The following is a 24,354-nucleotide window of genomic DNA, read 5'->3' on the forward strand; positions in this document are numbered from 1 at the left end:
CCCCGCCGCGAATGCGTGCGAGGCCGAGGACCGAGACTATCGGATCAGGTCAGCGAACGACCTTGAAGGTCGCCACGTTGTTGCCGTCCATGTACTTCGACTTGGTCGAGCGGTCGAAGCGGGCACGAACGCTGTACTTGCCGACCTGCGGCAGCTTGGTGGTCGTGAAGTAGACGGTGCCACCGTCGTAGCCCTTCACGTCGAGGTAGCGGTAGCCACCGTTCACGCGCGCCACCCGGATGGTGACGTGACCGGAGTCCGGGTTGCCGTTGCCAGCAGCCTGAACGCGGACACCGATCCGGACCGCGTTGCCCTTCTTCACCGTGTCAGCGACCTTGATGCTCACGCTGGTCGGAACAGTGTTCTGGTACCGAGCGGGAACGCTGTCGGCATTCGCAGCGCCTGCAGAGAGGCCCGCCACGAGCCCGAGCATCATGAACGTGGCCACCAGGCCGGCGAGCATCTTCTTCATCTTGGAACTCCCCATGAAAGTGCAACGAGTGAGACTTGAACGGCCACTCTTTCACGAAAATTGGGGATGCGCACATCACTTGGGTCACTTTGGACCCGGGACCCCGAGAATTCACGCCCCCGTTACATGGAGACGCGCTCCAGGCCCAGGAGAGTGCGGGCCTCCGCTGTGGTGGCGGGGGTGCGCTGGGCCAGCGCGGCCATCGCCACGGCACGCTCGACGAGCTGGGCGTTGCTCTCCACCGGGACTCCGCGACTGATGGTCAGCACGTCCTCCATGCCGACCCGCAGGTGTCCGCCCTTGGACAGAGCGGCGAGCGCGACGGGCAGGGTCGTGCGGCCGATGCCCGTGGCCGACCAGGAGGTCACCGCTTCCGGGAGGGTGGCGACGCCGGCGACCAGCGCGTCGGCGGTGCCGGGCATACCGCCCGGGACGCCCATCACGAAGTCGCAGTGCACCTTGCCGCCGTAGGGCAGGCCGTACTTGTCCAGCAGGCGACCCAAGGCGTGCACCTGGCCGAGGTCGAACAGCTCGAACTCGGGGACGACCCGGTGCTCCTGACTGAGCTGGTAGAGCTCGCAGACGAACGGCCACGGGTTGGAGAAGACGTCGTCACCGAAGTTCGTCGTGCCCATGGTCAGGCTGCACGAGTCCGGCTCAGCGTCCAGCACCTTGAGCCGCCGATCGAGCGGGTCGTGCACCGAGCCACCGGTCGAGAGCTGGACGACGAGGTCGGTCGACTCGCGCACGGCCGCGACCCACTCACGCAGGAGGGCGGGGTCGAGCGTTGGCTGGTGCTCGTGGTCGCGCACATGGAGGTGGATCATCGACGCGCCAGCCGCCTCGCACGCGACGGCGGTCGCGGCGATCTCCTCGGAAGTGGTGGGCAACTCGGGACAGTCGGCCTTCGCGGTCTCGGCTCCCGTGGGAGCGACGGTGATCATGATGCGGTCGGCGGGCACGGCATTCACACCCGGATCCTGACACAACTGTTCGATCCCGCTCGCTACCTGCGATCGGGTCAAGTTGGCGCGGCCGACGACGTGGCTGCACAACCAAGCTCATGCGCGCTGGAGTCTTCAGACTTGACTCGTCGCCTCGAGAGCCTGTCGCCGGGCGCCGACTCCGATGCCGAAACCGGGACATGTGCGGGGCCGTCGCGGACGTCAACACATCTCGCGTACCCTCGCCGGGGTGAGCAAGGCTGAGGACAGTAGATCTGGTCAACTGACCGGGGTTGCTGTCGTCTTCATCGGCGCCGCGCTCGCCATTCTGACTCCGACCTTCTTTTGGGTCGCGACGCCGAACGCGCGCTATAACTCCGTCGGAGCGGTAGTAGTCATGGTCATCGCCGGGCTGCGTTTGGCGTTCTTGGTCGGTGCGGGCGTTCAACGATTGGTCGACACCACGTTCTGGACATTTACGTACGTCTTCTTAGGGCTCGCACCTTTAGTGCAACTGCGCCTGGGGGTTTTTCCGAACACAACGCCGAACCTCCCCACAGCACTGTTCGACCCGGCCTTGACCGGGGTAATCGTGGGCTGCTTTGCCTATCTAGCAGGCAACCATCTCTCTGGCATCCGCGCGCCGATCGCATCGGTGGCCACTCCAGTAACGCTTCATCGCAACCGCACTCTGCTACTCGCGGTCGTTGCACTTCTTGCAGGTGTGTACTTCGTGGCAAAAGTGGGTATCGGGACCCTGCTCGCCAGCAGAGCAGGTCTCGACATTGGGATGCAGATGGCGTGGCCCAATCCGTTGACATCCGTCATGGTTCGCGCATTCGTGTCGATGTCCCTGTTGGTGGCATTCGTCGCCCTTGCTAAGGCTACCCGCACAGGCTCCAGTCATCGACACATCGTTCTGCAATGCCTCGTCGGCGCCGCACTCTTGCTGGTCGTAAACCCGATTAGCAGCCCTCGCTATGTCTTCGGCACAGTGGCATTGGGTCTCTTGACCGTCGCCGGCGGCTACGCCACACAGTTCCGCACCCGCATCGTAGGTATCACAATCCTTTCGGCTCTCGTGTTCCTCTTCCCAATGGCCGATGCTTTTCGTTATGGCTCGCGGGCAGAGTTCAAGTCGGACAGTCCCGTCGGCGCACTTACGACGGGCGACTTCGACGCATTCGGACAATTGAGCAATTCGCTTCTTTATCTTCAGCGTCATGGTTCGACCGACGGTCAACAGGCACTTGGGGTCCTGTTCTTCTGGGTGCCGAGGGACATCTGGCCAAGCAAACCGGTAGACACTGGCATTCTCTTGGCGAACTCGAGGGGGTACACCTTCACCAATCTCTCGTCGCCGCTACAGGCAGAACTTCTGATCAATGGCTCGTGGCTAGCCCTCATTCTCGGCATGTTCCTCCTCGGTTGGTGTGCGCGCAGAGCGGATCAACGAATCCGGGCAGCACTTTCGGTCGAACGATCACCTGGGGTTCTGGGATGCATACTCCCGGGCTACATGTTCTTGATCCTGCGAGGCTCGCTTCTCCAAGCAATGGCCTACCTAGCAGTCATCTTGGTAACTGGCATGTTTGTGCAATCAAAAAGCCGCGGGGAGTCGCGACGAGTACAGGTGAATCAACCACGCGCCGACGTGTCGAGAAAGTCAACATTCTTAGCAAGATGAGCAGTTCCAGAAAGAGGATGTTTAAGCCTCTCCCATCGGTCCTTTCATCACTCCGAGGGGCGCCGAATCCAGAGATTTTGATGCTTGGAAGAATGGCTGCCAGACTCAAGATGATCGCGCCAGGGTTCACCAGCGAACGGTCCATGATCTCGAAACCGCCGTGTGTTACAGCGCGGGAGGCGTTGGGACCAACATGCGTGCTTTGATCCAACGAGTTCGTCACGCCAACGTCACCGTTGACGGGGCGATCGTAGGCGGCTTTGAGGAGCCAGGGCTGCTCGTCTACATCGGCGTGACTCATAGCGACGGGCCGGCTCAGGTCGAGTGGACGGCCCGGAAGATCTGGGACCTGCGACTGCTACGCGAGGAGCAGTCGGCCTCCGACGTCGGGGCGCCCATCCTCGTGGTCAGCCAGTTCACGCTCTACGGCGACGCCCGCAAGGGACGTCGGCCGACGTGGCAGGCCGCGGCGCCGGGGCCGGTGAGCGAGCCGGCGTACGACGCCGTCTGCGACGAGCTCGTGCGGCTCGGGGCGCGGGTCGAGCGCGGGGTCTTCGGGGCCGACATGCGGGTCGAATCGGTCAACGACGGGCCGGTCACGCTCATCCTGGAGAGCCCGGCGCGGGGATAGGCAGCCCGCTGCTGGACTGCCTTCCGTGCCGGCTCAGCCGGCCTGCATCGCCTTCCACACCAGGAACAGGGTGACGAGCAGCACGATCACGATGCCTGCCGTCTCCCACTGGCGCTTGCGGCGCTCCCTCTGCACGCTTCGCACGCGCTTGCGCTGCCCGATCATTCGTCCCTCCCACAATGAACATCAGCGGGGGCCAAGCGTGACAGGTGGGACCTGATGGCTTGCCCATTTTCGGCCGAATCCCTGTCAACCATGGGCTTCCTCACACATGCAGCACCGCCCGGGACCTGTGCGGTCCCGGGCGGCGCCTGGGGGGATTGAGGGGTTTCGAGGCTCGCTGACGCTCGCACCTCAACCACCGTTGACTGCTGGCGCTCGCTACTCGACCGGCGATGTCCCCGGGGTTTCGAGGCTCGCTGACGCTCGCACCTCAACCAACGGCGACGGCCGACGCTCGCAGCTCGACCACCGGGGGTCAGATGGCGACGGCTACCTCGGCGACGGAGCCGACGGCGGCGTGCACCTTGCGGTCCACCGGGTCCGCCTTGGGGGCGAGGGTGCGCAGGGTCCACTCCCCCTCGCCGGCGAAGAACCGGAAGTGGCCGGTGGCCGAGGTCGGGACCTCGGCGGTGAACTCACCGGTGCGGTCGAGGAGCCGGACGTAGGCGTTGCCCACCGGCTCGCCGCCGCGGGTCACCTGGCCCTGCACCACGGCCTCCTTGGCCACGTTGATCCCGTCGAGCGAGAGCCCGCCCTGAGTCGCGCCGCACATCAGGCCTCGCCCCTCTCGTCGCCCAGGGCGACCGGGACGCCGACGAGGGAGCCGTACTCGGTCCACGAGCCGTCGTAGTTCTTGACGTTCTCCTGGCCCAGCAGCTCCTTGAGCACGAACCAGGTGTGCGAGGAGCGCTCCCCGATCCGGCAGTAGGCGATGGTGTCCTTGCTCCAGTCGACGCCAGCCTCGGTGTAGATCTTCTTCAGCTCGTCGTCGGACTTGAAGGTGCCGTCGTCGTTGGCCGCCTTGCTCCACGGCACGTTGGCCGCGGTCGGGATGTGGCCGGCGCGCTGGGCCTGCTCCTGCGGGAGGTGGGCCGGGGCCAGGAGGCGGCCGGCGTACTCGTCGGGGCTGCGGACGTCGACGAGGTTCTTCACGCCGATCGCCTCGACGGTCTCGTCGCGGAAGGCCCGGATCGAGCGGTCCTGCTCCTGCGCGGTGTACGACGTCTTCTCGCGGGTGGGCACCTCCTCGGTCAGCTCGCGGGAGTCCAGCTCCCACTTCTTGCGGCCGCCGTCGAGGAGCTTGAGGTCGCCGTGGCCGTAGAGCTTGAAGTACCAGTAGGCGTAGGCGGCGAACCAGTTGTTGTTGCCGCCGTAGAGGACGACCGTGTCGTCGTTGGCGACGCCGCGCTCGGAGAGCAGCGCCTCGAACTGCTGCTTGTTGACGAAGTCGCGACGGACCTGGTCCTGCAGGTCGGTGGTCCAGTCGAGCTTGATGGCGCCCTTGATGTGGCCCTTGTCGTAGGCGGTGGTGTCCTCGTCGACCTCGACGAGCACCACCTTCGGGTCATCGAGGTGGTCAGCCACCCACTGGGCGGTGACGAGCGAGTTCTCGCGGCTCATTTCTCTACCTTTCTGTGCGCCGGCGGCGGGCGCTGGGGGTTCTTGGGTTGGTGGGTCAGCTGGTGGCGCGCTTGATCAGCAGATACATCTCGCAGCCGAGGCAGAAGCCGAAGACCGCGTTGAGCAGGGCGGCGACCAGGGCGAAGCCGGTGGCGACGAGGCCGACGGCGGTGGCGCCGGCCAGGAAGCCCACCAGGCCGACGGTCGCGAAGACCAGGCCGACGGTCTGGGCGAAGCGCGGCGGGGTCGCGTCCTCGAGCTCACGGGGAGCGCCGATCCGGGGCCGGATCAGGCTCCGGAAGACCAGCGCGTGGGGGGTGCTCTGGACGCCGAGGCCGGCACCGATCGCGAAGAGCACCACCTGGACGGCGAGCAGCGCGATCGCCACCGGGCTGGGTGCGGCCAGGAGCACGACCGCCAGCACCACGGAGGTGACTGCGGCGGCGAACTGCTGACCGCGGGGGTCGACCTGCGCACCGCGCTCGGCGGTCTGCGGTCGGGTGGCACTGGTGGCCGGGGTGTCGGTGGACATGTCTCTCCTGCTCGGAACGAGGGCTGCGTGTTCGCGGCACGGGCGCGTCCGCCGGATGGCGAGGACTCCACACCGAGATTAGTCGACTAATCCGGTAGATTAAAGGGAGTTCGGAACGCGTCCCGTCAGGACATTCGACACAGCGACGAGCGCACGCGGCAGTGGTCCACTGCGCGGCGGCGGGTCAGCATGGTCGAGGACATGCGCATCACTGTAGGAGAACCCGAGGCTCCGGGTCTTTGTTCCGTCTCGACTGATGGACGCCCGTGTCACGATGCGGACGTTTTGGGCTGTCTATGATCACTGCCCATGAGTGACACACGTTCCCGCACCGCTCTCGTCACCGGAGTGGCGGGACAGGACGGGATCTACCTCGCTCGGCACCTCACCAGCCTGGGCTACCGCGTCGTCGGAACGGTGGCTCCGGGCACGGACGCCACCGATCGGCTGGCGGCGTACCTGCGGGACATCACCGTGATCGAGCTCGACTCGCGGGACCGCCAGGGGTTCGGGGAGGCGATCGAGGCCCTCCAGCCCCGCGAGGTCTACAACTTGGCGGCATTCACCTCGGTGGGCGCCAGCTGGCGCAACGCCGAGCTGGTGGCCGAGACCAACGCGATGTCCGTTCTTCGGATGCTGGAGGAGATCGTCGCCTACCGCGACCGACACGGCGAGGCACCCCGCTTCTACCAGCCGTCGAGCTCGGAGATGTTCGGCATCTCCGACCAGCAGCCGCAGACCGAGAACACCCCGCACTACCCCCGCAGCCCGTACGCCGCTGCCAAGAGCTTCGCCCACCACCTCACCGTGAACTACCGCGACTCCTACGGCCTCTTCACGGCCAACGGCACCCTCTACAACCACGAGAGCCCGCTGCGCGGACCCCAGTTCGTGACCCGCAAGATCACCCTGGCCGCCGCCGAGATCGCGCTGGGCCGGCGCGACAAGGTCACGCTCGGAAACCTCGACGTACGCCGCGACTGGGGCTCGGCCGCCGACTACGTGCGGTCGATGCACCTGATGCTGCAGCAGGACGAACCCCAGGACCTGATCATCGCCACGGGACGGTCGCGTCCTCTCTCGGAGCTGCTCGAGGTGGCCTTCGAGGCGGCCGGACTCGGCGACCCGGCTCGCTACGTGGAGCAGGACCCGGACCTGATGCGCCCGGCCGACGTCATGGACCTGCAGGGCGACCCGACCAAGGCGCGCGAGCTCCTGGGATGGCAGCCCGAGCACAGCTTCGAGGAGGTCATCGGGCACATGGTCCGGACCGACATGGAGCGGTTGCGCAGCGGCGTCGAGCACTCGGCGGCGTACCTGCACGCCGCCTGATCGCGGCGGCCGGTTCAGCCGACGTGGGCGTGGGAGCGGCAGCCGCAGGACTCGTCCCGCAGCACGCTGTACTCGTACATCGCGTAGTGGCACTCGTGCGAGGGCCGCACCCGGTGCACCAGTCGCCCGAGCGGCGAGCCGGCGACGGCCACCCCTGGGTGCCCACAGTCGGGGCACACAGCGGGCTGGCGACTCCGCTCGACGCGGTGCTTCCCGCCTAGATGCGGGGCGTGGACCAGGTGCATGCTCCGACGCTAGGAAGGCAGGGGCACGACGGATCGGTCGAGACGCCCTTCTACCCACTTCTGGGTAGCGCGGCCGTCAGCTGACCGCGGTCTCCAGGGCGGAGAGCACCTGCTCCTTGCGTGGTGCACCCGAGGCGCGGGTGACCTCGAGGCCCCGGGAGTCGAGGATCAGCGTGGTGGGGGTGCGCAGGATCCCGAGGTGGCGGACCGCCTCGAGGTGGTGCTCGGCGTCGATCTCGACGTGCACGACCCCCGGCACGGCCGTGGCGACGTCGGCCAGGGTGCGCCTGGTGGCGCGGCACGGTGCGCAGAAGGCGGAGGAGAACTGCAGCAGCGTTGCCCGCTCCCCCAGCTGTACGTCGAGGCCCGCGGCCTCGACCACGCTCGGCTGGGGGTCTCGGCGGCGGCCTCGTCAACACCCGCGATCCGGTGGGTGCCGCGGAAGCGCCCGTCGGTCACGGCGCGATAGAGCCCGAAGGCCAGTGCGGCCACGACGGCGACGACGAGTACCCACGCTCCTGCGCTCATGTGGGGGTCAACGAGGCAGATGGCATTTCGATTCCGCGCGGGGTTTCGAGGCTCGCTGACGCTCGCACCTCAACCACCGGACGCAAGCTCCTCACACCTCAACCACCGGAGGTCAGCCTCAGGCGTCGGGTCCCCGCAGCCGGGCCACCTGGGCCCGGAGTCGGCGTACCTCGTCCTCGAGCGCCAGCACGCGCGCGATGCCCGCCAGGTTGAGCCCCTCGGCCAGCAGGTCCCCGATCCGCTGCAGGCGCTCGACGTCGGCGCGGCTGTAGAGGCGGGTGCCTCCGGCGGTGCGGTCGGGCTCGAGGAGGCCGCGGCGCTCGTACACGCGGAGGTTCTGCACCTGCATCGACACCATCTCGGCCGCGACCGAGATCGCGAACACGCCGCGGGTGTGCTCGCTCATGCCCTCTCCCTTCCAGCGGGGTTTCGAGGCTCGCTGACGCTCGCACCTCAACACCGGGCGGGGTTGATTTTGCCTCATTCTTGAGTTACAAGAAACCTATAACAGTCAATACAGGTAGGGCACCGACCCGGCGCCCTCGACACCAGGACCAGGAGGACCTTGTGATGTTGCTGCGCACCACCGACCCGTTCCGTGACTTCGACCGCCTGACCCAGCAGATCTTCGGCACCACGAACCGTCCTGCGGTGATGCCGATGGACGCCTGGCGGGAGGGCGACCGGTTCGTCATCGAGTTCGACCTGCCGGGCGTCGCCGCGGAGAGCATCGACCTCGAGGTCGAGCGCAACGTGCTGACCGTGCGCGCCGAGCGCGTCCCCCGCAACGGTGACTGGGAGATGCTGGCCTCCGAGCGGCCGCGCGGCGTGTTCAGCCGCCAGCTCGTGCTCGGCGACAACCTCGACCTCGCCCGGATCGAGGCGGCGTACGACGGCGGCGTGCTGCGGCTCGTCGTTCCCGTGGCCGAGAAGGCCAAGCCGCGCAAGATCGAGGTCACCAGCGGGTCCGCCGACTCCGGGCGCACCGCGATCGAGGCCTGAGGTCGGGTCACCGGGTTTCGAGGCTCGCTGACGCTCGCACACTTCGAGACGGCGCTGGCGCGCCTCCTCAGTGCATCGCCTCAACCGACGGCGGCGGGTCAGCCGCCGGCGAAGGGCGGCAGGAACTCCACCGTGGACCCCGGCGCGATCTGGACCGCGTCGGGGTCCTCGGCCGTCACCGGCCGGTCGCCGAGAAGCGCGGAGCAGGTCTGGAGCACGTCGGGCAGCCGGGTGCCCGGGTGCAGGGCGACGGCGCGGCGTACGACCTCGGCCAGGCTGATCGGGCCGTCCACGGGCAGCTCGTCGCCGGCCACCCCGGCCGCGGACTTGGCCGCCGCCCAGTAGTGCAACCGGATCGTGCCCGCATGCGTGCTCGTCTCACCGTTGCCCGAACCGGCCGTCGTCGCGTCCATGTTTCGGTATTCTTACCGATCAGAAAACAGACCGAGGCCCAGCGTCGCGTTTCGGTCCCCCCGTCTCACGGGAGGTCCACATGAGCACCCTGCTGCTGCTGACGAGCGCCCTGCAACCCTCGGTCGAGGTCCTGCCGGGCCTCTCCCTCCTCGGGCACCAGGTCCGGATCCTGCCCGCCGAGGGCAGCGCGCTGCTCGAGGCGCCGGAGGTCGACCTGCTCCTCGTCGACGGCCGCCAGGACCTCGCGCACGCCCGCGACCTGTGCCGCCTGATCCGCACCACCGGGACCGAGGTCCCGGTCCTGCTCATCGTCACCGAGGGCGGGCTCGCCGTCGTCGCCCACGACTGGGGCATGGACGACGTCGTGCTGCACACCTGCGGCCCCGCCGAGCTCGAGGCCCGGATCCGGCTGTCGATCGGCCGGCTGCAGGCCCGCCTCGACGCCGACGACCCCGAGTCGCACGTGATCCGCAGCGGGGAGGTCGTGGTCGACGACGCGACGTACACCGCCAAGATCGGCGGCCGCACGCTCGACCTGACGTTCAAGGAGTTCGAGCTCCTCAAGTTCCTCGCCCAGCACCCCGGCCGGGTGTTCAGCCGCCAGCAGCTGCTGCAGGAGGTGTGGGGCTACGACTACTTCGGCGGCACCCGCACCGTCGACGTGCACGTCCGCCGCCTGCGCGCCAAGCTCGGCCCCGAGAACGAGACGCTGATCGGGACGGTCCGCAACGTCGGCTACCGCTTCGTGCTCCCCGCCAAGGAGAAAGAGGCCGCCGCCGACGCCCGCGCCACCGCGGACGTCGAGCAGGACGCCTGACGGCGAGCCCACCGGCCGGCCCGAACCCCGGTTCCTAGGGTGGGTGGGTGGACATCGACGCGATCGCCGCCGCGGCCGAGCAGGCCGACGGCGCGGCCCCCCTCGACGAGGCGACCTGGCTGACCCTGCGCCACCACCCCGACCGGGTGACGAGGTGGGAGCTTGAGCAGGCGTTCGCGCTGCTGGTCGGCGCCGAGCTCAGCCTGGTGGTGCACCCCGAGGCGCGCCGGCACGGCCTGGGCGGGGAGCTGCTGGCCGAGGTGCTGGCGGCGTACGACGGGGAGCTGCGGGCCTGGTCGCACGGCGACCACCCGGGCGCGGCGGCGCTGGCGCGGCATCACGGGTTCGACCGGGTGCGCGAGCTGTGGGTGATGCGCCGGCCGGGGAGCCTGCCGCTGGCCGAGGTGCCGGCGCTCGACGGCGTCACCATCCGCGGGTTCGAGCCCGGGGACGAGGCCGAGCTGATCCGGGTCAACGCGGCCGCCTTCGCCGCCCACCCCGAGCAGGGGGCGATGGACGCGGCCAACCTGGCCGAGCGGATGTCGCAGGAGTGGTTCGACCCCGCCGGGCTGCTGGTGGCGGTCGACGGCGACCGGATGCTCGGCTTCCACTGGACCAAGCGGCACTCCCCCGAGCTCGGCGAGGTCTACGTGGTGGGGATCGACCCGGCCGCGCAGGGCCGTGGCCTCGGCAAGGCGCTCACCCTCGCCGGCCTGCACCACCTCGCCGACGGTGGCGCGCGGGAGGTGCTGCTCTACGTGGAGTCCGACAACGCCCCGGCGATCGCGGTCTACTCGGGCCTCGGCTTCGGGCACGCGGCCCACGACACCCACGTGATGTACCGCCGGGGCTGACGCCGTAGGCCAGCGCGGCGACACGCCGAGCCATCGCGGGTCCTTGGCCCCACCAGCACGACTCGGCATCGTGGGCCGCACGACAACGTGCCCGGCTCCGCGTGCCCGGCTGCGCACGCATGCCGTGGTCACGCCGCGACTCGGGGGCGGCCCGGTCGTCGGGGACCGCGGCGCCCGCGTCTGCGGCCCGCGATCTCGACCGCCACCCCATGTCATGCCATCGAACCTCCTGGTGGCCCGGCTGAGCGCCCATCAGTCCACGACCGCAGGAGATCGCCAGTCATGCCGGACAGGACCGTCCCCACCAACATCGCCCGCCGCCGGCTCCTCCTGGGCGCCGGCGCCGCCCTCGGGGCCACCGTGGGCGTGGGCATGACCCGAGGCCGGGCGTCGGCGGCCCCGGGCCTGGGCGCGAGCGGCGCGCTCCGCCACAGCGACCGCCCCAACGTGCTGTGGATCATCACCGACGACCAGCCCCGGCACACCCTGCCGAAGATGCGGAAGTTCTGGACCCGGTCGTCAAGGGTGGCGTCCGGTTCACCAAGGGCAACGTCGCGGTCCCGCTCTGCGGCCCCTCGCGGGCCTCGATCCTGACGAGCATGTATGCGCACAACCACGGCTGCGAGACCAACGAGGACACCATGGCGGAGTTCAACGGCCAGGGCCTCGACCAGGACACCATCGGCACCCGGATGAGCGCGGCGGGCTACGCCTGTGGCTACTTCGGCAAGTACATGAACGGCTACGACGACAAGACGTACGTCGCCCCCGGCTGGCAGCGCTGGGTCGCGAGCCTGGGCACCGTCAGCCACGAGGTCAACGTGGCGGGCACGGTGCGCACCGTGGACATGCACGTGGACGAGTTCGCCACCCGGCAGCTGAACACCTGGCTACGGAAGCGGGCCACCGACCCGGACCCGTGGTTCGCGGTGTTCGCGCCGACGAACCCGCACAGCGACACCTCAGCGGTCGACAGCTACAACCCGTCCCCGGCCCATGAGCACGACTTCGACGGCGTGGCCTGGAACCCGCCGGCTCTCAACGAGGTCGACATGAGCGACAAGCCCAGCTGGCTGCACGGCATCCCGTTCAAGAACAAGGCCAAGCTGCGGGCGGGCTACGAGGGGAAGCTCGAGGAGCTCCAGGACGTCGACGACCAGGTCGACTCGATCCTGACGAACCTGTCCGAGCTCGGGATGCTGGCCAACACCTGGGTCTTCTTCGTCACCGACAACGGCTACATGCTCGGCGAGCACCGGCTGGCGAAGAAGGAGGTGCCCTACGAGGAGTGCGTGGGCACGCCGTTCGTGGTGACCGGTCCCGGCGTCACCCGGGGCACCGTGTCCGGGAAGCTGGTCACCACGGTGGACCTGATGCCGACCACCCTGGAGATCGCGGGCCTCGACCCGGACGCCGGCCGGGACCTGGACGGGCGCTCGTTCCTGACGCCGATCACCACCAGCGACTGGAGCGGGTGGCGCAAGCGGATGCTCACCGAGCACCCGGCCCACGACTGGGCCCACCTGCGCGAGCACGACACGGTGCTGATCGACTACTACGCGGCGGGCGAGCAGGAGGTCTACGACCTGGCCGCCGACCCCCACCAGATGAGCAGCCAGCACGCGACCACCGACACCACCGCGATGACTGCGCGCCTGACCGCGCTGCGCAACGCGAGGGGCAAGTCGCTGCGGGCTCTGGAGAGGTGAGGTCTCCGGTCCCCGAGCCGGACGAGGCGAGCTGATCAGTCGTCGAGCCGGAAGCCGACCCCGCGCACCGCGACGATCCGTGCCGCGGCGCCGACGCGCTCCAGCTTCTGCCGCAGCCGGGCGACCGTCATGTCCAGGATCTTCGGCGACCCGTCCCAGCCGCTGCTCCACACCGCGTCCATGAGCACGCCCCGCGCCACCACCTGGCCGCGGTGCTCGGCCAGCAGCCGGAGCACGTCCTGCTCCCGCGGGCCCAGGGCCAGCTCGGTCCCGCCGACGCGGGCGACGCCCTGGTGGTCGACCACGAGCTCCGCGGCCCGGTCGGCGGACTCGGACCGGCCGGTCCGGCGCAGCACCGCCCGCACCCGGGCGTGCAGCTCGGCGAGCCCGAACGGCTTGACCAGGTAGTCGTCGGCGCCCCGGTCGAGCCCCGCGACCCGGTCCGCCTCGGTGGCGCGGCCGGTCACCATCAGCACGCCCCCGTCGTACCCCTCGCTGCGGGCGCTGCGGCAGACGTCGAGCCCGTCGATGTCGGGCAGGCCCAGGTCGAGGACCACCACGTCGGCGGGGTGGCGGGCGAGGTGGGCGAGGGCGTCCCGCCCGGTCTCCACCCAGCTGACCAGGTAGCCCTCGCGCTCCAGGGTGCGCACCAGCGGCAGCGCCGTGTCGGGCTCGTCCTCGACCATCAGCAGGTGTGGCGGCCGGGGAAAGCCGGTCGCGGCAGGCAGTGGCAGCACCGGCAGCGCCGGCTGCGCGTGTGTGTCGGTCGTGATGGTGGTTCCCCCTCCGAGGCCCTGCCCGAGGCCGCGGTTCCGCGTGCTCCTCAACGCTAGGTTCGCCTCGTCCACGGCTCACCCACGCTCGATCAACACTCGGTCCACAAATCGGTAATCGGTCGGGGGTGCGCCGCCCGAAATTAGGGCGGACGTGCATGCGACCACCGGGCCTGTGAGGTACTACGCTCGCCGCGATGAACCCGGCCGCCCCCCGCACCCCCGACGATCGGGTCGAGAACCAGTCTCGACAGGATCGTGCGCGCCCCGACGACGCAGGCGGGCGCCGCTGGCGCCGCCGGGCGGACCAGGCGCCGACCAACGAGACCCCCGAGCAGGCCGTACGCCGCGCCGCCGAGCAGACCGCCGCGGCCGAGCGCGCCGCCGCGCTGCGCCACTCCGCCGAGCTGGCCGCCGCCGAGCAGGCCGCCGAGCGGATGGTGGCCGAGGAGGCCGCCCGCGACGCGTCGACCGCCCGCGCCGAGGCGGACCGGGTCGCCGCCGAGCACGCCGCCGCCGCGTCGGCCGCGGTCGCCGCCCGGCAGCAGGCCGAGGAGGCCCTCACCGTCCACCTCACCGAGCGCGCCGCCGCCGAGCAGGCCGCGGTCGACGCGACGCTGGTGCGCCGCGCGGCCGAGCAGGTCGCCCGCGACCAGGCCGAGGCGGCCGAGCACGCCGCCGCCCAGCGGCTGGCCGCCGAGGAGTCCGCCTCCGCGCGCGCCGCCGAGCGGGCCGAGGCCGAGGAAGCCGCCCGCCACCAGGCCCAGCAGGCCGAGGCCGCGCACGCCCGGTGGCGCGAGGCCGAGGAGCACGCCACCGCCCGGGCGGCCGCCGCCGAGCAGGCACTCCTGGACCGGACCGCGGCCGAGGAGTCGGCCCGCGCGCAGGCCGAGGCCGCGCACGCCGCCCACGAGGCGCGACTGGTCGCCGAGGAGCACGCCACGGCGTTGGCCGAGCGGGCCGCCGCCGCGGCCGCCGAGCACGCCGAGGCCTCCCGCGTCGCCACCGAGGCCCGCCAGGCCGCCGAGCAGGCCGCCGCCGACCAGGCCGGCGCCCGCGCCGCCGCCGAGGCCCTGGCCGCCGAGCACGCCGAGGCGCGCGCCGGCGCGGACGAGACCGCCGGCCACCACGCCGAGCTGGCCCGCCAGGCCCACGTACTGCGGGCCGAGGCCGAGACCGCGGCCGGCGACCGGGCCCGCGAGGCCGAGCAGGCCCACCTCGACCGGACGGCCGCGGAGGAGTCTGCCCGCGCCCAGGCCGAGCGCGCCCAGGCCGCCCACGAGGCCCGGATCGCCGCCGAGGAGAGCGCCGCCACGCTGGCCGACCGGGCCGCCGCCGCGGCCGCCGAGCACGCCGAGGCCTCCCGCCTCGCCACCGAGGCCCGCCAGGCAGCCGAGCGGTCCGCCGCCGACCAGGCCGCCGCCCGCGCCGCCGCCGAGGCGCTCGCCGCCGACCAGCTGGCCGCCCGCGAGACCGCGGAGGACCTGGCCCGCGAGCAGGCCGACCTGGCCACCGCCGCCCACGCGGCCCGGCTCGAGGCCGAGGAGGCCGCCCGGGCCCAGGCCGAGGCCGGCCGGCAGGCGCACGCCGAGCGGGCCGCCGCGGAGGAGTCGGCACACGAGCTGGCCGAGGCCGCCGCCCGCGCCGCCGCCACCCAGGAGGCCGCGCACCTCGCCGCCGTCGAGCTCGCGGACGCGGCCACCGCCGCCCACCAGGCCCGCACCGCCGCCGACGAGGCCGCCCGCCACCAGGCCGAGGCCGCCGCCCGCGCCCACGTCGACCGGGCCCGGGCCGAGGACAGCGCCGCCGAGGCGCTGGCGGCGCGCGAGGTCGCCGAGCACCAGGCCCGCGAGCACGCCGAGCAGGCGCAGCAGGCCGCCGAGGACCGCGCCCGGGCCGAGCGCCGGGCCCGCGAGGTGCTCGATCTGGCGGCCCGCGACGCCACCAACCACGCCGAGGAGCTGGCCGCCGCGGTGCGCGCCCGCGCGGAGGCCGAGGAGGCCGTCGCCGAGCAGGTGCGCCTGCGCGCCGAGGCCGAGCGCCTGGTCGAGGAGCGCACCACCGACCGGGCCACCGTCGAGGCCGCCGTCCGCCACCAGGCCGAGCTGGCCGAGGAGGCGATGCGGGAGCGTCGCGAGGCCGAGGACCGGGCCCGCGAGCTCGCCTTCGCGCTGGCCGAGACCCGCGGCCTGCTGCTCGACGAGCTGACCACCCGCCGCCGCTGGTGGCAGCGCCCGAAGGCGGTCGTGCTCCCGCCGCTGCCCTCGACGGCCTCCGAGGCCACGTCCCGCGCGATGACCCCGGGCTCGACCGACGCCGAGGACAACGGGGTGCTCACCTTCGAGCCGCCCCGGAGCAGCCGGGTCGGCGCCGGGGCCTGCCTCGTGCTCGCCGTCGTCGCGGCCGCGGTCGCGGCGTACAGCCTCGGCGGTGGGCTCAACCCGGTCTCCGGCGTCGCGGCGGCGCTGGCCGCGGTCCTGCTCGCCGTCCTGGCCTGGTGGATCCGCCCCTCCCACTCGCACGTGCGCATCGACCACGGGCTGGTCGACATCGTGATCGGCGACCGGCAGCACCGCTTCGACCTCACCAACGAGGCCACCGAGCTCGAGGTCGTCGGCGAGCCGGGCGAGCGTGACTGGAAGCTGCTCTTCCGGCGCCGCGGCCTCGACCCGGTCGCCGTCGACGGCCGGATGGTCGACGGGGTGGCGTTCGTCGACGCGCTGCGGGCCTGGCGGCCGGGGCTGTAGCCGAGGGCGGTAGTCCGTGACGCTTCCCTCGACGATGCGGGCCGCGGTCACCGTGCGCCACGGCGGCCCGATCGAGCTCCGCGACGTCGCGGTGCCCCGACCGGGACCCGCCGAGGTGCTGGTGCGCGTCGGCGCCGCGGGGTGCAACAACACCGACCTGTGGACCCGGGAGGGCTCCTACGGCACCGACGAGAGAGCCGGGTGGCTCGGACCGCTCGACTTCCCCCGCATCCAGGGCGGCGACGTGGCGGGCACCGTGGTCGCCTGCGGGGACGCGGACACGACCGGGATCGTGGGTGCGCGGGTCCTGGTCGACCCCGCGCTCTACGAGGACTCCGGGCCGGACGCGCGGCCGGTCGACGTGCTCGGCAGCGAGCGCGACGGGGGCTTCGCGGAGTACGTCGTGGTGCCGGCCGACCGGGCCCACCGGGTCGACGACTCCCCCCTCAGCGACGTGGAGCTCGCATCGCTGCCGATCGCCTACGGCACCGCGCTGGGGATGCTCGAGCGGGGCGGGATCACCGGCGGCCACACCGTGCTGGTCACCGGCGCATCCGGGGGCGTCGGACTGGCGGCGGTCCAGCTGGCGCACGCGCGCGGGGCACGGGTGGTGGCCGTGTGCAGCGGCGACAAGTCGGAGGCGGTGCGCCACGCCGGAGCATCCGAGATCGTGGACCGGCGCCGCGGCCACGTGGTCGCCGACGCGGCGGCCGCCGCCCCCGGGGGGTACGACGCCGTGATCGACGTGGTCGCGGGCGGCACCGTCGCCCCCGGCCTCGGTCTGCTGCGCTCGGGCGGTCGCTGGGTGGTGGCCGGCGCCCTGGACGGGTGGGCCGTGGAGCTCGACGTACGGCGGATCTACCTCGCCAACCTGGCGCTGGTGGGGTCGACGATGCACACGCCGAGGATCTTCGACCTCCTCGTGGACCTCGCCCGACGCGGCGAGGTGCGGCCCGTCATCTCCGCCACCTTCGACCTCGACGAGGTGGCCGAGGCCCAGCGGCAGCTGGCCGAGCGCCGGCACGTCGGCAAGCTGGTCGTGGTCCCCGCCCGCGCCTGAACCCGGGCCGTCCCGGCTCAGGCCAGGGCGGCCTTGAGCTTGGCGGCGATCCCGGCGTTGGCGGCCCGGCTGGTGCGGCCCACGCCGACGATGTTGAAGAAGCCGTGGATCTGGTCGGGGTAGCGCTTGAGCTCCACCTCCACCCCGGCGTCCGCGAGCTTGCGGGCGTAGGCCTCGCCCTCGTCACGCAGCGGGTCGAAGCCGGCGGTGGCGACGTACGCCGGGGCCAGGCCGTCGGGCAGGTCGGCGTACAGCGGGGAGAGCCGGGGGTCGCGCGGGTCCGCGCCCGGCGGGACGTAGCTCGCGGTGGCCAGGTCCATGAACGCGCTGGTGAGGTAGAACCCCTCGGAGAACATCGCCCGGCTGCCGCCGGCCGCGGTGTGGTCGGTGCCGGGGTAGATCAGCAGCTGGAACGCCAGCGGCAGCCCCTCGCGGGCGGCCTCGATCGCGGTCGTCGCGGCCAGGCAGCCTCCGGCGGAGTCGCCGCCGACCGCGAGCCGGTCCCGGTCCGCGCCGACGGACTCGGCGTTCTCGACCAGCCAGCGGTAGGCCGCCACCGAGTCGTCGTACGCCGCGGGGAACGGCGCCTCGGGCGCCAGCCGGTAGTCCACCGCGAGCACCCGCACCCCGCTGCGCTCGGCGAGGAAGCGGCAGGCGGCGTCGTGGGAGTCCAGGTCGCCGTAGACCCAGCCGCCGCCGTGCAGGAAGAGCAGCGTGGGGCCGGGGGTGTCGACCCCGGTGGGCACGTACAGGCGCCCGGCCAGGTCGCCCACCGGCAGGCTCCGCACCGCGCCGACCGGCTGCCGGCCCCCGGTCATCGCGGAGTGCCGCAGGATCGCGCGCCGGCCCTCGGGGATCGGCAGCGTCTCGGCGCCGACCTCGCGGGCGACCTTCTGCAGCCGCAGCGCGAGCTGGGTGTCGGTCGCCAGGGTCTGGCCGTCGCGGACGATCGGCTTCCCCGCGAGCCGGCGCTGCACCGGCTCCGGGAGGGCGAGCGCGCCCCGCAGGGTCGCGGAGCGGAGGCGCTGGCTGGCGTCGGCGAGCTGGTGCTTGAAGGTCACCCGCGCACCCTAGGGCGTTCCGGGTGGGGCGTCGGGGTGGTGGTTGCCCCGTGGACACCCGCCTTGTGCGGTGGCGTGCCGTCCTGCCTCGTCCGGCCATCGGCTGCGGGACGGCGCCGGGTGCGGCACACTGCGTGGCCGTGTCCATCTCCCCGATCCGGCGGTTGGCCGTCTGGGGCGGCGCCGCGGCCCTCTGCCTGCTCGGCCCGCTCGTCGCGCTCGCCGTGTGGGCGGTCGGGCTGGGGCACTACCTCGAAGACTACTGCTTCACCCGGGCGCCCTCGCCGCCGAACGAGGGCGTGGTGGTGACCGGCCCGATCCTGCAGTGGCCGGCCACGCTGCGATGCGAGTACGACCCGCCGTACCCCGACGTGGTCGTCACCGACTGGGGCCCGCTGCTGTGGACCGCCGGCTGCGCGGGCGTCACCCTCACCGGCATCGCCGTCGTGCTCGTCCTCGCCCGCTTCATGAGCGCGCGGCCCCGCTTGTAACGCTCCGTTAGGGAATCTGGAGCCCCCGCAGAACGGCGCGGCAGAGTCCCTAACGGAGCGTTACATGTGGTCCGACGGTCCTAGCGGCGCAGTGAGGCCACGAACACGTGCCGGCCGCCGGGGAGGCACTGGGACTCCACGACCAGCTCGACGAGGGTCTCGCTGCCGTCGCGGCACAGCGCGGGGACGGTGACCGGCCGGCCGATCAGGGGCGCCCGGCCGGTGGTCAGGTGCATCGTGAACCCGGCCAGGTGGGCCTGGCGGAAGCGCGGCGGGATGATCCACATCAGGCGCCGGCCGACCAGGTCGTCAGGGTCGTCGTACCCGAGCAGCGCGAGCGCCGGCCGGCTCACCGCCACGATCCCGTTGGTGTCGTCGGCCGCGATCAGGGTGTCGGGCGAGTCGCGGACCACCTCGCTGGCCCACTCCAGCGGCGTCCGCCCCGGCGGCGGGGCCGCCTCGCTCTGGTCGACCCACGGCAGCGGGCCGCCGCCACCGCTCTGCCGCTCGACCTCATCGCACACCCAGCGCCGGAAGGCCTGCATCTCGGGCTGGGTCGGCGGCGTGAGCAGGACGCCCGCGTCGGCCAGCCCGATGGCGGTGTCGAGGGCCTCGCCGAGGACCCGGAAGTGCAGCAGCGAGTCCACCGGCACCCGGAGCACCTCGCGGTCGCTGGAGACGTCGGGCTCGACGGCCGTGGCCATCAGCCTGTCGGGGTCGTCGCCGATGCCGGGGTCGGGCAGGTGGTCGAGGAGCAGGGCGATCGCGTCGCTGGACGCGGCATGCGCCTGGAGGCCGGCGACGTCGCCCTCGTCGCCGAGGCTGAACAGGAGGTACTCGCGCAGCAGCGCCTCCGCGTGCTGCTGCCAGGCGATGTGGAGCAGCAGCGGCACGTTGAGCAGCTCCACCGCGACGTCGCCCCGGTCGTCGCGGAGGCTGAGCACCTGTACGTCGCGCCCCGGGTCGGCGTACGTCCCGGGCGCGCCCATGCCCACGCTGATCTCCACCCAGACGCACTTGCCCGACTCGTGGGCATCGATGCCCCAGTCGTCGACCGCGCTCTGCACCAGCCACAGGCCCCGCCCGGTCCCGGCCAGGGTGCCGTTGCGGCGCAGCACCGGCAGGTGGCCGCTGCCGTCGCTCACCTCGATCCGCAGCCCGGCGTCGTCGACGATCGCGGCGACGTCGATCGGGGTCCCGGCGTGGACGAGGGCGTTGGTGACCAGCTCGGTGACGACGAGCTCCGCCGACTCCACCAGGTCTTCCCGGCCGGCCGCCACCAGCACCTCGCGCATGAGCCGCCGCGCGTCTCCGACGCTGGCGGGGTGGGGGGCGAAGGTGCGGTGCAGTCCGGGGACGTGTTGCTCCACACGAGAGTTGTACCCCATTTGGGCCGTCGCAGACGCTCCCTTCCGTTCACCCGACGGTGCCACACTGGACCGATGAGCCCCGAGAGCGTTCCCAGCGTCGCCCATCCCGTCGAGGAGCAGCCCGGGGATCACGAGACGTTCGACGTGGAGCCGCCGTACTTCCCCGACGACGAGCAGCTCGCCGCGGTCGAGAAGTACGACGACCGCTTCCTGGACCGGGAGCTGTCCTGGCTGCGCTTCAACCAGCGGGTGCTCGAGCTGGCAGAGGATCCCGAGCTGCCGCTGCTCGAGCGGGTCCGATTCCTGGCGATCTTCACCAGCAACCTCGACGAGTTCTTCATGGTCCGGGTGGCCGGCCTCAAGCGGCGCATCGCCGCGGGTGTCGCCGTCCGCGCCGCGTCGGGGCTGATGCCGCGCGAGGTGCTGGAGCAGATCTGGACCAACAGCGGCGACCTCATGGAGCGGCACGCGCGGCAGTTCCGCGAGCTCGTGCCGGAGCTGGCCGACGCCGGGATCCAGCTGGTGCGGTGGGACGACCTCGACCGTGAGGAGCAGAAGTACTGCAAGCGGCTCTTCCGCGACCGCGTCTTTCCGGTGCTCACGCCGCTGGCCGTCGACCCGGCGCACCCCTTCCCCTACATCTCGGGGCTCTCGCTCAACCTCGCGGTGCTGGTGCGCAACCCCAAGACCAACAAGGAGCACTTCGCCCGGGTGAAGGTGCCGCCGATCTTCGCGAGGTTCGTGCCGCTGGGCAACCAGCGGTTCGTGCCGCTGGAGGACGTGATCCGGGAGCACCTGCGCCGGCTCTTCCCCGGCATGGAGGTCCTGGAGGTGCACAGCTTCCGGGTCACCCGCAACGAGGACCTCGAGGTCGAGGAGGACGACGCCGAGAACCTCCTGGCCGCGCTGGAGAAGGAGCTGCTGCGCCGCCGCTTCGGCCCGCCCGTGCGGCTCGAGGTGGAGGAGTCCATCTCGCCGGCCGTGCTGGAGCTGCTCGTCTCCGAGCTCGGCATCTCCACCGACGAGGTGTTCCGGCTGCCCGGCCCGCTGGACCTGCGCGGCCTGCACGACATCGCCGACCTGGCCCGCGAGGAGCTGAAGTACCCCGCGTTCGTGCCGACCACCCACCACCGGCTGGCCGAGGTCGAGTCGGCGGCCCCGGTCGACGTCTTCAAGGCCGCGCGGCGCACCGACGTGCTGCTGCACCACCCCTACGACTCCTTCGCCACGTCGGTGCAGCGGTTCATCGAGCAGGCGGCCGCCGACCCGCACGTGCTGGCGATCAAGCAGACGCTCTACCGCACCTCCGGCGACTCCCCCATCATCGACGCCCTCATCGACGCCGCCGAGGCGGGCAAGCAGGTGCTGGTGATCGTCGAGATCAAGGCCCGCTTCGACGAGCAGGCCAACATCCGCTGGGCCCGCAAGCTGGAGCAGGCCGGTTGCCACGTCGTCTACGGCCTGGTCGGGCTCAAGACCCACTGCAAGCTGTCGCTGGTCGTGCGCGACGAGCCCGACGGGATCCGCCGCTACACCCACATCGGCACTGGCAACTACAACTCCAAGACCGCCCGGATGTACGAGGACCTCGGCCTGATCACCACCGACGAGCGGATCGGCGAGGACGTCGCGCACCTGTTCAACAACCTCTCCGGCTGGTCGCGCAACGCGATCTACGGCCAGCTGCTGGTCGCGCCGGACTCCGTGCGCGACGGCCTCGTCGAGCAGATCCACCGCGAGATCCACCACCACCAGGCGGGCCGGCCGGCCCGGATCCGGTTCAAGGCCAACTCGATCGTCGACGAGGCCGTGATCGACGCGCTCTACCTCGCCTCGCAGGCCGGCGTACCGGTGCAGCTGCTGGTGCGCGGCATCTGCGCGCTGCGACCCGGCGTACCCGGCCTGTCGGAGACCATCGAGGTGCGCTCGGTGCTCGGCCGGTTCCTCGAGCACAGCCGGATCTACTGGTTCGAGAGCGCCGGCGAGCCCGTCGCCTGGATCGGGTCGGCCGACATGATGCACCGCAACCTCGACCGCCGGGTGGAAGTGCTGGTGCGGCTCCCCGGCGAGGAGAACGTCGAGTCGATCGGGCGGCTGCTCGACCTCGCCTTCGACGAGGAGACCAGCGCGTGGCTGCTCGAGAGCGACGGCACCTGGACCCGCAACGACGGCCAGCTGCACCTCCAGGAGGCACTCATCGAGAGGCAGCGGAGACGACGTACGTCGGCTTGACACGGCCCTGACTTGCAGCATCGCGGACCGCACCCCCTAGCATGATGGCCGTTCTGCTCCTCCTCACCAGGAGTTCTCCGTGGGTTTGCGATTCCGCCCGGTTGACACCACCTTCTACGACCTCTTCACCGAGTCGGCCCAGCACCTCGTGGTCGGCGCCGGTCTGCTTGCCGAGATGCTCAGCGAACAGGCCAACCACGAGGACGTGGCGCGCCGGATGCGCGAGGCCGAGCACCAGGCCGACGAGACGACGCACGCGATCGTGCGCCGGGTGAACACCACCTTCGTCACGCCCTTCGACCGCGAGGACATCTACGCGCTCGCCTCGGGGCTCGACGACGTGATGGACATGATGGACGAGGTCGTCGACCAGATCCTGCTCTACGAGGTCAAGGTGCTGCCGGCCGAGCTGTCGGAGCAGGTCGACGTGCTCCAGCGCTGCGCCGAGATCACCGCGGCCGCGATGCCGCAGCTGCAGTCGATGCAGAGCCTCGACGAGTACTGGATCGAGATCAACCGCCTCGAGAACGCCGGCGACAAGAACCACCGCCGTACGCTCGCCAACCTCTTCTCCGGCGAGTTCAAGGCGATGGAGGTCCTCAAGCTGAAGGACATCGTCGAGTCGCTCGAGGGCGCCATCGACGCCTTCGAGAAGGTCGCGAACATCGTGGAGCAGATCGCGGTCAAGGAGTCCTGAACGCATGGACCTCGCGATCGTCATCGCGGTAGTCGTCGTTGCCCTCGCCTTCGACTACACCAACGGCTTCCACGACGCGGCGAACGCCATCGCCACGTCGATCTCGACCCGGGCACTGACCCCCAAGGTCGCGCTGCTGCTGGCCGCCGTCATGAACTTCGTCGGCGCGCTGCTCGGCCAGGAGGTCGCCCACACGGTCAGCGACACGATCGTGCCGCCGTCGGGCAACGCCGGGCTGATCGTCGTACTGGCGGGCCTGCTCGGGGCGATCGCCTGGAACCTGATCACCTGGCGCTTCGGGCTGCCCTCGTCGTCCTCGCACGCCCTGATCGGCGGGCTGGTCGGCTCGGCGCTGGCAGCCGGGGCGACCGTGCACTGGCAGACCATCCTCGACAAGGTGGTCATCCCGATGGTGGCCTCGCCCATCGTGGGCTTCATCTTCGCCTTCCTGGTGATGCTGGCCATCATGTGGATCTTCCGGCGGCGCAACCAGCACAAGGTCTTCCGCGGCTTCCGGATGTCCCAGACCGTCTCGGCCGCCGCGCTCGCGCTCGGCCACGGCCTGCAGGACGCCCAGAAGACGATGGGCGTGATCTTCCTGGCCCTGGTCGCCTCCGGCTACGCCTCGGAGAGCGACTCGCTCCCCCTGTGGGTGGTCGTCGGGGCCGCGTCGGCGATCTCGCTCGGCACCTACTCGGGTGGCTGGCGGATCATGCGGACCCTCGGCCGCCGGATCATCCACCTCGACCCCGCCCGCGGCTTCTCCGCCGAGTCGGTCGGCGCGGCGGTGCTCTACACGACCGCGTTCGTCTACCAGGCCCCGATCTCGACCACCCACGTGATCACGTCCTCGATCATGGGCGCCGGCGCCACCAAGCGCTTCTCCGCCGTCCGCTGGGGCGTGGCGCGCTCGATCGTGACCGCCTGGGTGCTCACCTTCCCGATGGCCGGCCTCGTCGCCGCCGGGTGCTGGGAGATCCTGAACGTCCTCGTCCCGGTCTGAGTCGCTTGCAGTAGTCCGAGGGCCTTGGGACGTCATACGTTCCGGCTGCCACGGCGACCAGCTCGTATGACCTCCCTCGAGACGTCATACGGCCCGGCCCCCCGAGCGACCAGCTCGTACGACGTCCCGC

The 24,354-nt window shown here is 71.3% G+C and carries 26 protein-coding genes; 14 read left to right on the forward strand and 12 right to left on the reverse strand.

Annotation, left to right across the window (positions count from 1 at the left end; all coding sequences use genetic code 11):
* Nucleotides 1-49: 49 nt before the first annotated feature.
* Both H0S67_RS20390 and H0S67_RS20395 read right to left on the reverse strand, forming a co-directional pair.
* Nucleotides 50-472, reverse strand: a complete 423-nt coding sequence (locus tag H0S67_RS20390) for a hypothetical protein (RefSeq protein ID WP_180934528.1) — start codon at nucleotides 470-472, stop codon at nucleotides 50-52.
* 122 nt (nucleotides 473-594) lie between these two features.
* Nucleotides 595-1,443, reverse strand: a complete 849-nt coding sequence (locus H0S67_RS20395; protein WP_246354921.1) for a beta-keto acid cleavage family enzyme — start codon at nucleotides 1,441-1,443, stop codon at nucleotides 595-597.
* Between the two features lie 223 nt (nucleotides 1,444-1,666).
* On the opposite strand from H0S67_RS20395, the gene H0S67_RS20400 reads away from it, so the two are divergent.
* The gene (locus H0S67_RS20400; RefSeq protein WP_180934529.1) at nucleotides 1,667-3,103 is read left to right on the forward strand and encodes an oligosaccharide repeat unit polymerase; all 1,437 of its coding nucleotides are present in this window, start codon (nucleotides 1,667-1,669) and stop codon (nucleotides 3,101-3,103) included.
* Between the two features lie 193 nt (nucleotides 3,104-3,296).
* Nucleotides 3,297-3,734, forward strand: a complete 438-nt coding sequence (gene dtd / locus H0S67_RS20405; protein WP_180934531.1) for a D-aminoacyl-tRNA deacylase — start codon at nucleotides 3,297-3,299, stop codon at nucleotides 3,732-3,734.
* 478 nt (nucleotides 3,735-4,212) lie between these two features.
* Here the strand turns inward: dtd and H0S67_RS20410 are convergent, their stop codons facing one another.
* The 3 genes from H0S67_RS20410 to H0S67_RS20420 are packed head-to-tail and all read right to left on the reverse strand — an operon-like array spanning nucleotide 4,213 to nucleotide 5,889.
* A complete protein-coding gene (locus tag H0S67_RS20410) occupies nucleotides 4,213-4,509 on the reverse strand; it encodes a DUF1416 domain-containing protein (protein WP_180934533.1) in 297 nt (98 codons plus the stop codon).
* Nucleotides 4,509-5,357 carry a sulfurtransferase gene (locus H0S67_RS20415; RefSeq protein WP_180934534.1) on the reverse strand — a complete coding sequence of 283 codons (849 nt, stop codon included), beginning with the start codon at nucleotides 5,355-5,357 and terminating at the stop codon, nucleotides 4,509-4,511. The genes H0S67_RS20410 and H0S67_RS20415 overlap by 1 nt, the downstream gene beginning before the upstream one ends.
* A 55-nt stretch (nucleotides 5,358-5,412) precedes the next feature.
* Nucleotides 5,413-5,889, reverse strand: a complete 477-nt coding sequence (locus H0S67_RS20420; RefSeq protein ID WP_180934535.1) for a DUF4395 domain-containing protein — start codon at nucleotides 5,887-5,889, stop codon at nucleotides 5,413-5,415.
* Nucleotides 5,890-6,198: 309 nt separating this feature from the next.
* On the opposite strand from H0S67_RS20420, the gene H0S67_RS20425 reads away from it, so the two are divergent.
* A complete protein-coding gene (locus H0S67_RS20425; protein ID WP_180934536.1) occupies nucleotides 6,199-7,221 on the forward strand; it encodes a GDP-mannose 4,6-dehydratase in 1,023 nt (340 codons plus the stop codon).
* 14 nt (nucleotides 7,222-7,235) lie between these two features.
* Here the strand turns inward: H0S67_RS20425 and H0S67_RS20430 are convergent, their stop codons facing one another.
* From H0S67_RS20430 to H0S67_RS20440, 3 genes are all read right to left on the reverse strand, one after another.
* Nucleotides 7,236-7,466: a hypothetical protein gene (locus tag H0S67_RS20430; protein WP_180934538.1), complete on the reverse strand. Its 231-nt coding sequence runs from the start codon at nucleotides 7,464-7,466 to the stop codon at nucleotides 7,236-7,238.
* 76 nt (nucleotides 7,467-7,542) lie between these two features.
* Entirely contained in the window at nucleotides 7,543-7,848 is a 306-nt protein-coding gene (locus tag H0S67_RS20435; RefSeq protein WP_180934539.1) for a TlpA family protein disulfide reductase, read from the reverse strand.
* Between the two features lie 264 nt (nucleotides 7,849-8,112).
* Nucleotides 8,113-8,400 carry a MerR family transcriptional regulator gene (locus tag H0S67_RS20440; RefSeq protein ID WP_180934540.1) on the reverse strand — a complete coding sequence of 96 codons (288 nt, stop codon included), beginning with the start codon at nucleotides 8,398-8,400 and terminating at the stop codon, nucleotides 8,113-8,115.
* Between the two features lie 164 nt (nucleotides 8,401-8,564).
* Between H0S67_RS20440 and H0S67_RS20445 the strand changes: the two genes are divergently transcribed.
* Nucleotides 8,565-8,996 (forward strand): Hsp20/alpha crystallin family protein, encoded by a 432-nt coding sequence (locus H0S67_RS20445; RefSeq protein WP_180934542.1) that lies wholly within the window; start codon nucleotides 8,565-8,567, stop codon nucleotides 8,994-8,996.
* Between the two features lie 98 nt (nucleotides 8,997-9,094).
* Here the strand turns inward: H0S67_RS20445 and H0S67_RS20450 are convergent, their stop codons facing one another.
* Complete coding sequence (locus H0S67_RS20450) at nucleotides 9,095-9,409, reverse strand: MoaD/ThiS family protein (RefSeq protein WP_180934543.1); 315 nt, start codon at nucleotides 9,407-9,409, stop codon at nucleotides 9,095-9,097.
* A gap of 80 nt (nucleotides 9,410-9,489) precedes the next feature.
* Here H0S67_RS20450 and H0S67_RS20455 point away from each other — a divergent pair, with 80 nt between their 5' ends.
* The 4 genes from H0S67_RS20455 to H0S67_RS20465 all read left to right on the forward strand — a co-directional run bounded on the left by H0S67_RS20455 (nucleotide 9,490) and on the right by H0S67_RS20465 (nucleotide 12,790).
* Complete coding sequence (locus H0S67_RS20455; RefSeq protein ID WP_180934544.1) at nucleotides 9,490-10,227, forward strand: response regulator transcription factor; 738 nt, start codon at nucleotides 9,490-9,492, stop codon at nucleotides 10,225-10,227.
* Nucleotides 10,228-10,274: 47 nt separating this feature from the next.
* Nucleotides 10,275-11,081, forward strand: coding sequence for a mycothiol synthase (gene mshD, locus H0S67_RS20460; RefSeq protein WP_180934545.1), 807 nt, complete (start codon nucleotides 10,275-10,277; stop codon nucleotides 11,079-11,081).
* A gap of 282 nt (nucleotides 11,082-11,363) precedes the next feature.
* The gene (locus H0S67_RS26045; RefSeq protein ID WP_246355452.1) at nucleotides 11,364-11,675 is read left to right on the forward strand and encodes a hypothetical protein; all 312 of its coding nucleotides are present in this window, start codon (nucleotides 11,364-11,366) and stop codon (nucleotides 11,673-11,675) included.
* Complete coding sequence (locus tag H0S67_RS20465; protein WP_246355420.1) at nucleotides 11,588-12,790, forward strand: sulfatase-like hydrolase/transferase; 1,203 nt, start codon at nucleotides 11,588-11,590, stop codon at nucleotides 12,788-12,790. The genes H0S67_RS26045 and H0S67_RS20465 overlap by 88 nt, the downstream gene beginning before the upstream one ends.
* Before the next feature lie 35 nt (nucleotides 12,791-12,825).
* Here H0S67_RS20465 and H0S67_RS20470 read toward each other — a convergent pair whose 3' ends face one another.
* Complete coding sequence (locus H0S67_RS20470) at nucleotides 12,826-13,617, reverse strand: response regulator transcription factor (protein WP_246354922.1); 792 nt, start codon at nucleotides 13,615-13,617, stop codon at nucleotides 12,826-12,828.
* Nucleotides 13,618-13,760: 143 nt separating this feature from the next.
* On the opposite strand from H0S67_RS20470, the gene H0S67_RS20475 reads away from it, so the two are divergent.
* Both H0S67_RS20475 and H0S67_RS20480 read left to right on the forward strand, forming a co-directional pair.
* Nucleotides 13,761-16,310, forward strand: coding sequence for a coiled-coil domain-containing protein (locus H0S67_RS20475; protein ID WP_180934548.1), 2,550 nt, complete (start codon nucleotides 13,761-13,763; stop codon nucleotides 16,308-16,310).
* Nucleotides 16,311-16,326: 16 nt separating this feature from the next.
* Nucleotides 16,327-17,370, forward strand: coding sequence for a zinc-binding dehydrogenase (locus tag H0S67_RS20480; RefSeq protein WP_219635368.1), 1,044 nt, complete (start codon nucleotides 16,327-16,329; stop codon nucleotides 17,368-17,370).
* A gap of 17 nt (nucleotides 17,371-17,387) precedes the next feature.
* Here H0S67_RS20480 and H0S67_RS20485 read toward each other — a convergent pair whose 3' ends face one another.
* The gene (locus H0S67_RS20485) at nucleotides 17,388-18,431 is read right to left on the reverse strand and encodes an alpha/beta hydrolase (RefSeq protein WP_180934549.1); all 1,044 of its coding nucleotides are present in this window, start codon (nucleotides 18,429-18,431) and stop codon (nucleotides 17,388-17,390) included.
* Between the two features lie 140 nt (nucleotides 18,432-18,571).
* On the opposite strand from H0S67_RS20485, the gene H0S67_RS20490 reads away from it, so the two are divergent.
* The gene (locus H0S67_RS20490) at nucleotides 18,572-18,922 is read left to right on the forward strand and encodes a hypothetical protein (protein WP_180934550.1); all 351 of its coding nucleotides are present in this window, start codon (nucleotides 18,572-18,574) and stop codon (nucleotides 18,920-18,922) included.
* Between the two features lie 80 nt (nucleotides 18,923-19,002).
* Here H0S67_RS20490 and H0S67_RS20495 read toward each other — a convergent pair whose 3' ends face one another.
* Complete coding sequence (locus tag H0S67_RS20495; RefSeq protein WP_180934551.1) at nucleotides 19,003-20,292, reverse strand: ATP-binding protein; 1,290 nt, start codon at nucleotides 20,290-20,292, stop codon at nucleotides 19,003-19,005.
* Nucleotides 20,293-20,364: 72 nt separating this feature from the next.
* Between H0S67_RS20495 and H0S67_RS20500 the strand changes: the two genes are divergently transcribed.
* The 3 genes from H0S67_RS20500 to H0S67_RS20510 all read left to right on the forward strand — a co-directional run bounded on the left by H0S67_RS20500 (nucleotide 20,365) and on the right by H0S67_RS20510 (nucleotide 24,224).
* Nucleotides 20,365-22,524 carry an RNA degradosome polyphosphate kinase gene (locus tag H0S67_RS20500; protein WP_180934552.1) on the forward strand — a complete coding sequence of 720 codons (2,160 nt, stop codon included), beginning with the start codon at nucleotides 20,365-20,367 and terminating at the stop codon, nucleotides 22,522-22,524.
* Between the two features lie 79 nt (nucleotides 22,525-22,603).
* Nucleotides 22,604-23,221, forward strand: a complete 618-nt coding sequence (locus tag H0S67_RS20505) for a DUF47 domain-containing protein (protein ID WP_180934553.1) — start codon at nucleotides 22,604-22,606, stop codon at nucleotides 23,219-23,221.
* A 4-nt stretch (nucleotides 23,222-23,225) separates the two neighbouring features.
* Nucleotides 23,226-24,224: an inorganic phosphate transporter gene (locus H0S67_RS20510; protein ID WP_180934554.1), complete on the forward strand. Its 999-nt coding sequence runs from the start codon at nucleotides 23,226-23,228 to the stop codon at nucleotides 24,222-24,224.
* Nucleotides 24,225-24,354 lie beyond the last annotated feature (130 nt).

The organism is Nocardioides ungokensis (genome assembly GCF_013466985.1).
Taxonomy (GTDB): Bacteria; Actinomycetota; Actinomycetes; order Propionibacteriales; family Nocardioidaceae; genus Nocardioides; species Nocardioides ungokensis.

Bases quoted from the DNA above. Each gene is read 5' to 3' on its own strand.
- H0S67_RS20440 (WP_180934540.1), bottom strand. From the start codon at position 8,400: ATGAGCGAGCACACCCGCGGCGTGTTCGCGATCTCGGTCGCGGCCGAG.
- H0S67_RS20510 (WP_180934554.1), top strand. From the start codon at position 23,226: ATGGACCTCGCGATCGTCATCGCGGTAGTCGTCGTTGCCCTCGCCTTC.
- H0S67_RS20390 (WP_180934528.1), bottom strand. From the start codon at position 472: ATGAAGAAGATGCTCGCCGGCCTGGTGGCCACGTTCATGATGCTCGGG.
- H0S67_RS20420 (WP_180934535.1), bottom strand. From the start codon at position 5,889: ATGTCCACCGACACCCCGGCCACCAGTGCCACCCGACCGCAGACCGCC.
- dtd (WP_180934531.1), top strand. From the start codon at position 3,297: ATGCGTGCTTTGATCCAACGAGTTCGTCACGCCAACGTCACCGTTGAC.
- H0S67_RS20450 (WP_180934543.1), bottom strand. From the start codon at position 9,409: ATGGACGCGACGACGGCCGGTTCGGGCAACGGTGAGACGAGCACGCAT.
- H0S67_RS20475 (WP_180934548.1), top strand. From the start codon at position 13,761: ATGAACCCGGCCGCCCCCCGCACCCCCGACGATCGGGTCGAGAACCAG.
- H0S67_RS20500 (WP_180934552.1), top strand. From the start codon at position 20,365: ATGAGCCCCGAGAGCGTTCCCAGCGTCGCCCATCCCGTCGAGGAGCAG.
- H0S67_RS20455 (WP_180934544.1), top strand. From the start codon at position 9,490: ATGAGCACCCTGCTGCTGCTGACGAGCGCCCTGCAACCCTCGGTCGAG.
- H0S67_RS20445 (WP_180934542.1), top strand. From the start codon at position 8,565: ATGTTGCTGCGCACCACCGACCCGTTCCGTGACTTCGACCGCCTGACC.
- H0S67_RS26045 (WP_246355452.1), top strand. From the start codon at position 11,364: ATGCCGGACAGGACCGTCCCCACCAACATCGCCCGCCGCCGGCTCCTC.
- H0S67_RS20425 (WP_180934536.1), top strand. From the start codon at position 6,199: ATGAGTGACACACGTTCCCGCACCGCTCTCGTCACCGGAGTGGCGGGA.
- H0S67_RS20430 (WP_180934538.1), bottom strand. From the start codon at position 7,466: ATGCACCTGGTCCACGCCCCGCATCTAGGCGGGAAGCACCGCGTCGAG.
- H0S67_RS20415 (WP_180934534.1), bottom strand. From the start codon at position 5,357: ATGAGCCGCGAGAACTCGCTCGTCACCGCCCAGTGGGTGGCTGACCAC.
- H0S67_RS20410 (WP_180934533.1), bottom strand. From the start codon at position 4,509: ATGTGCGGCGCGACTCAGGGCGGGCTCTCGCTCGACGGGATCAACGTG.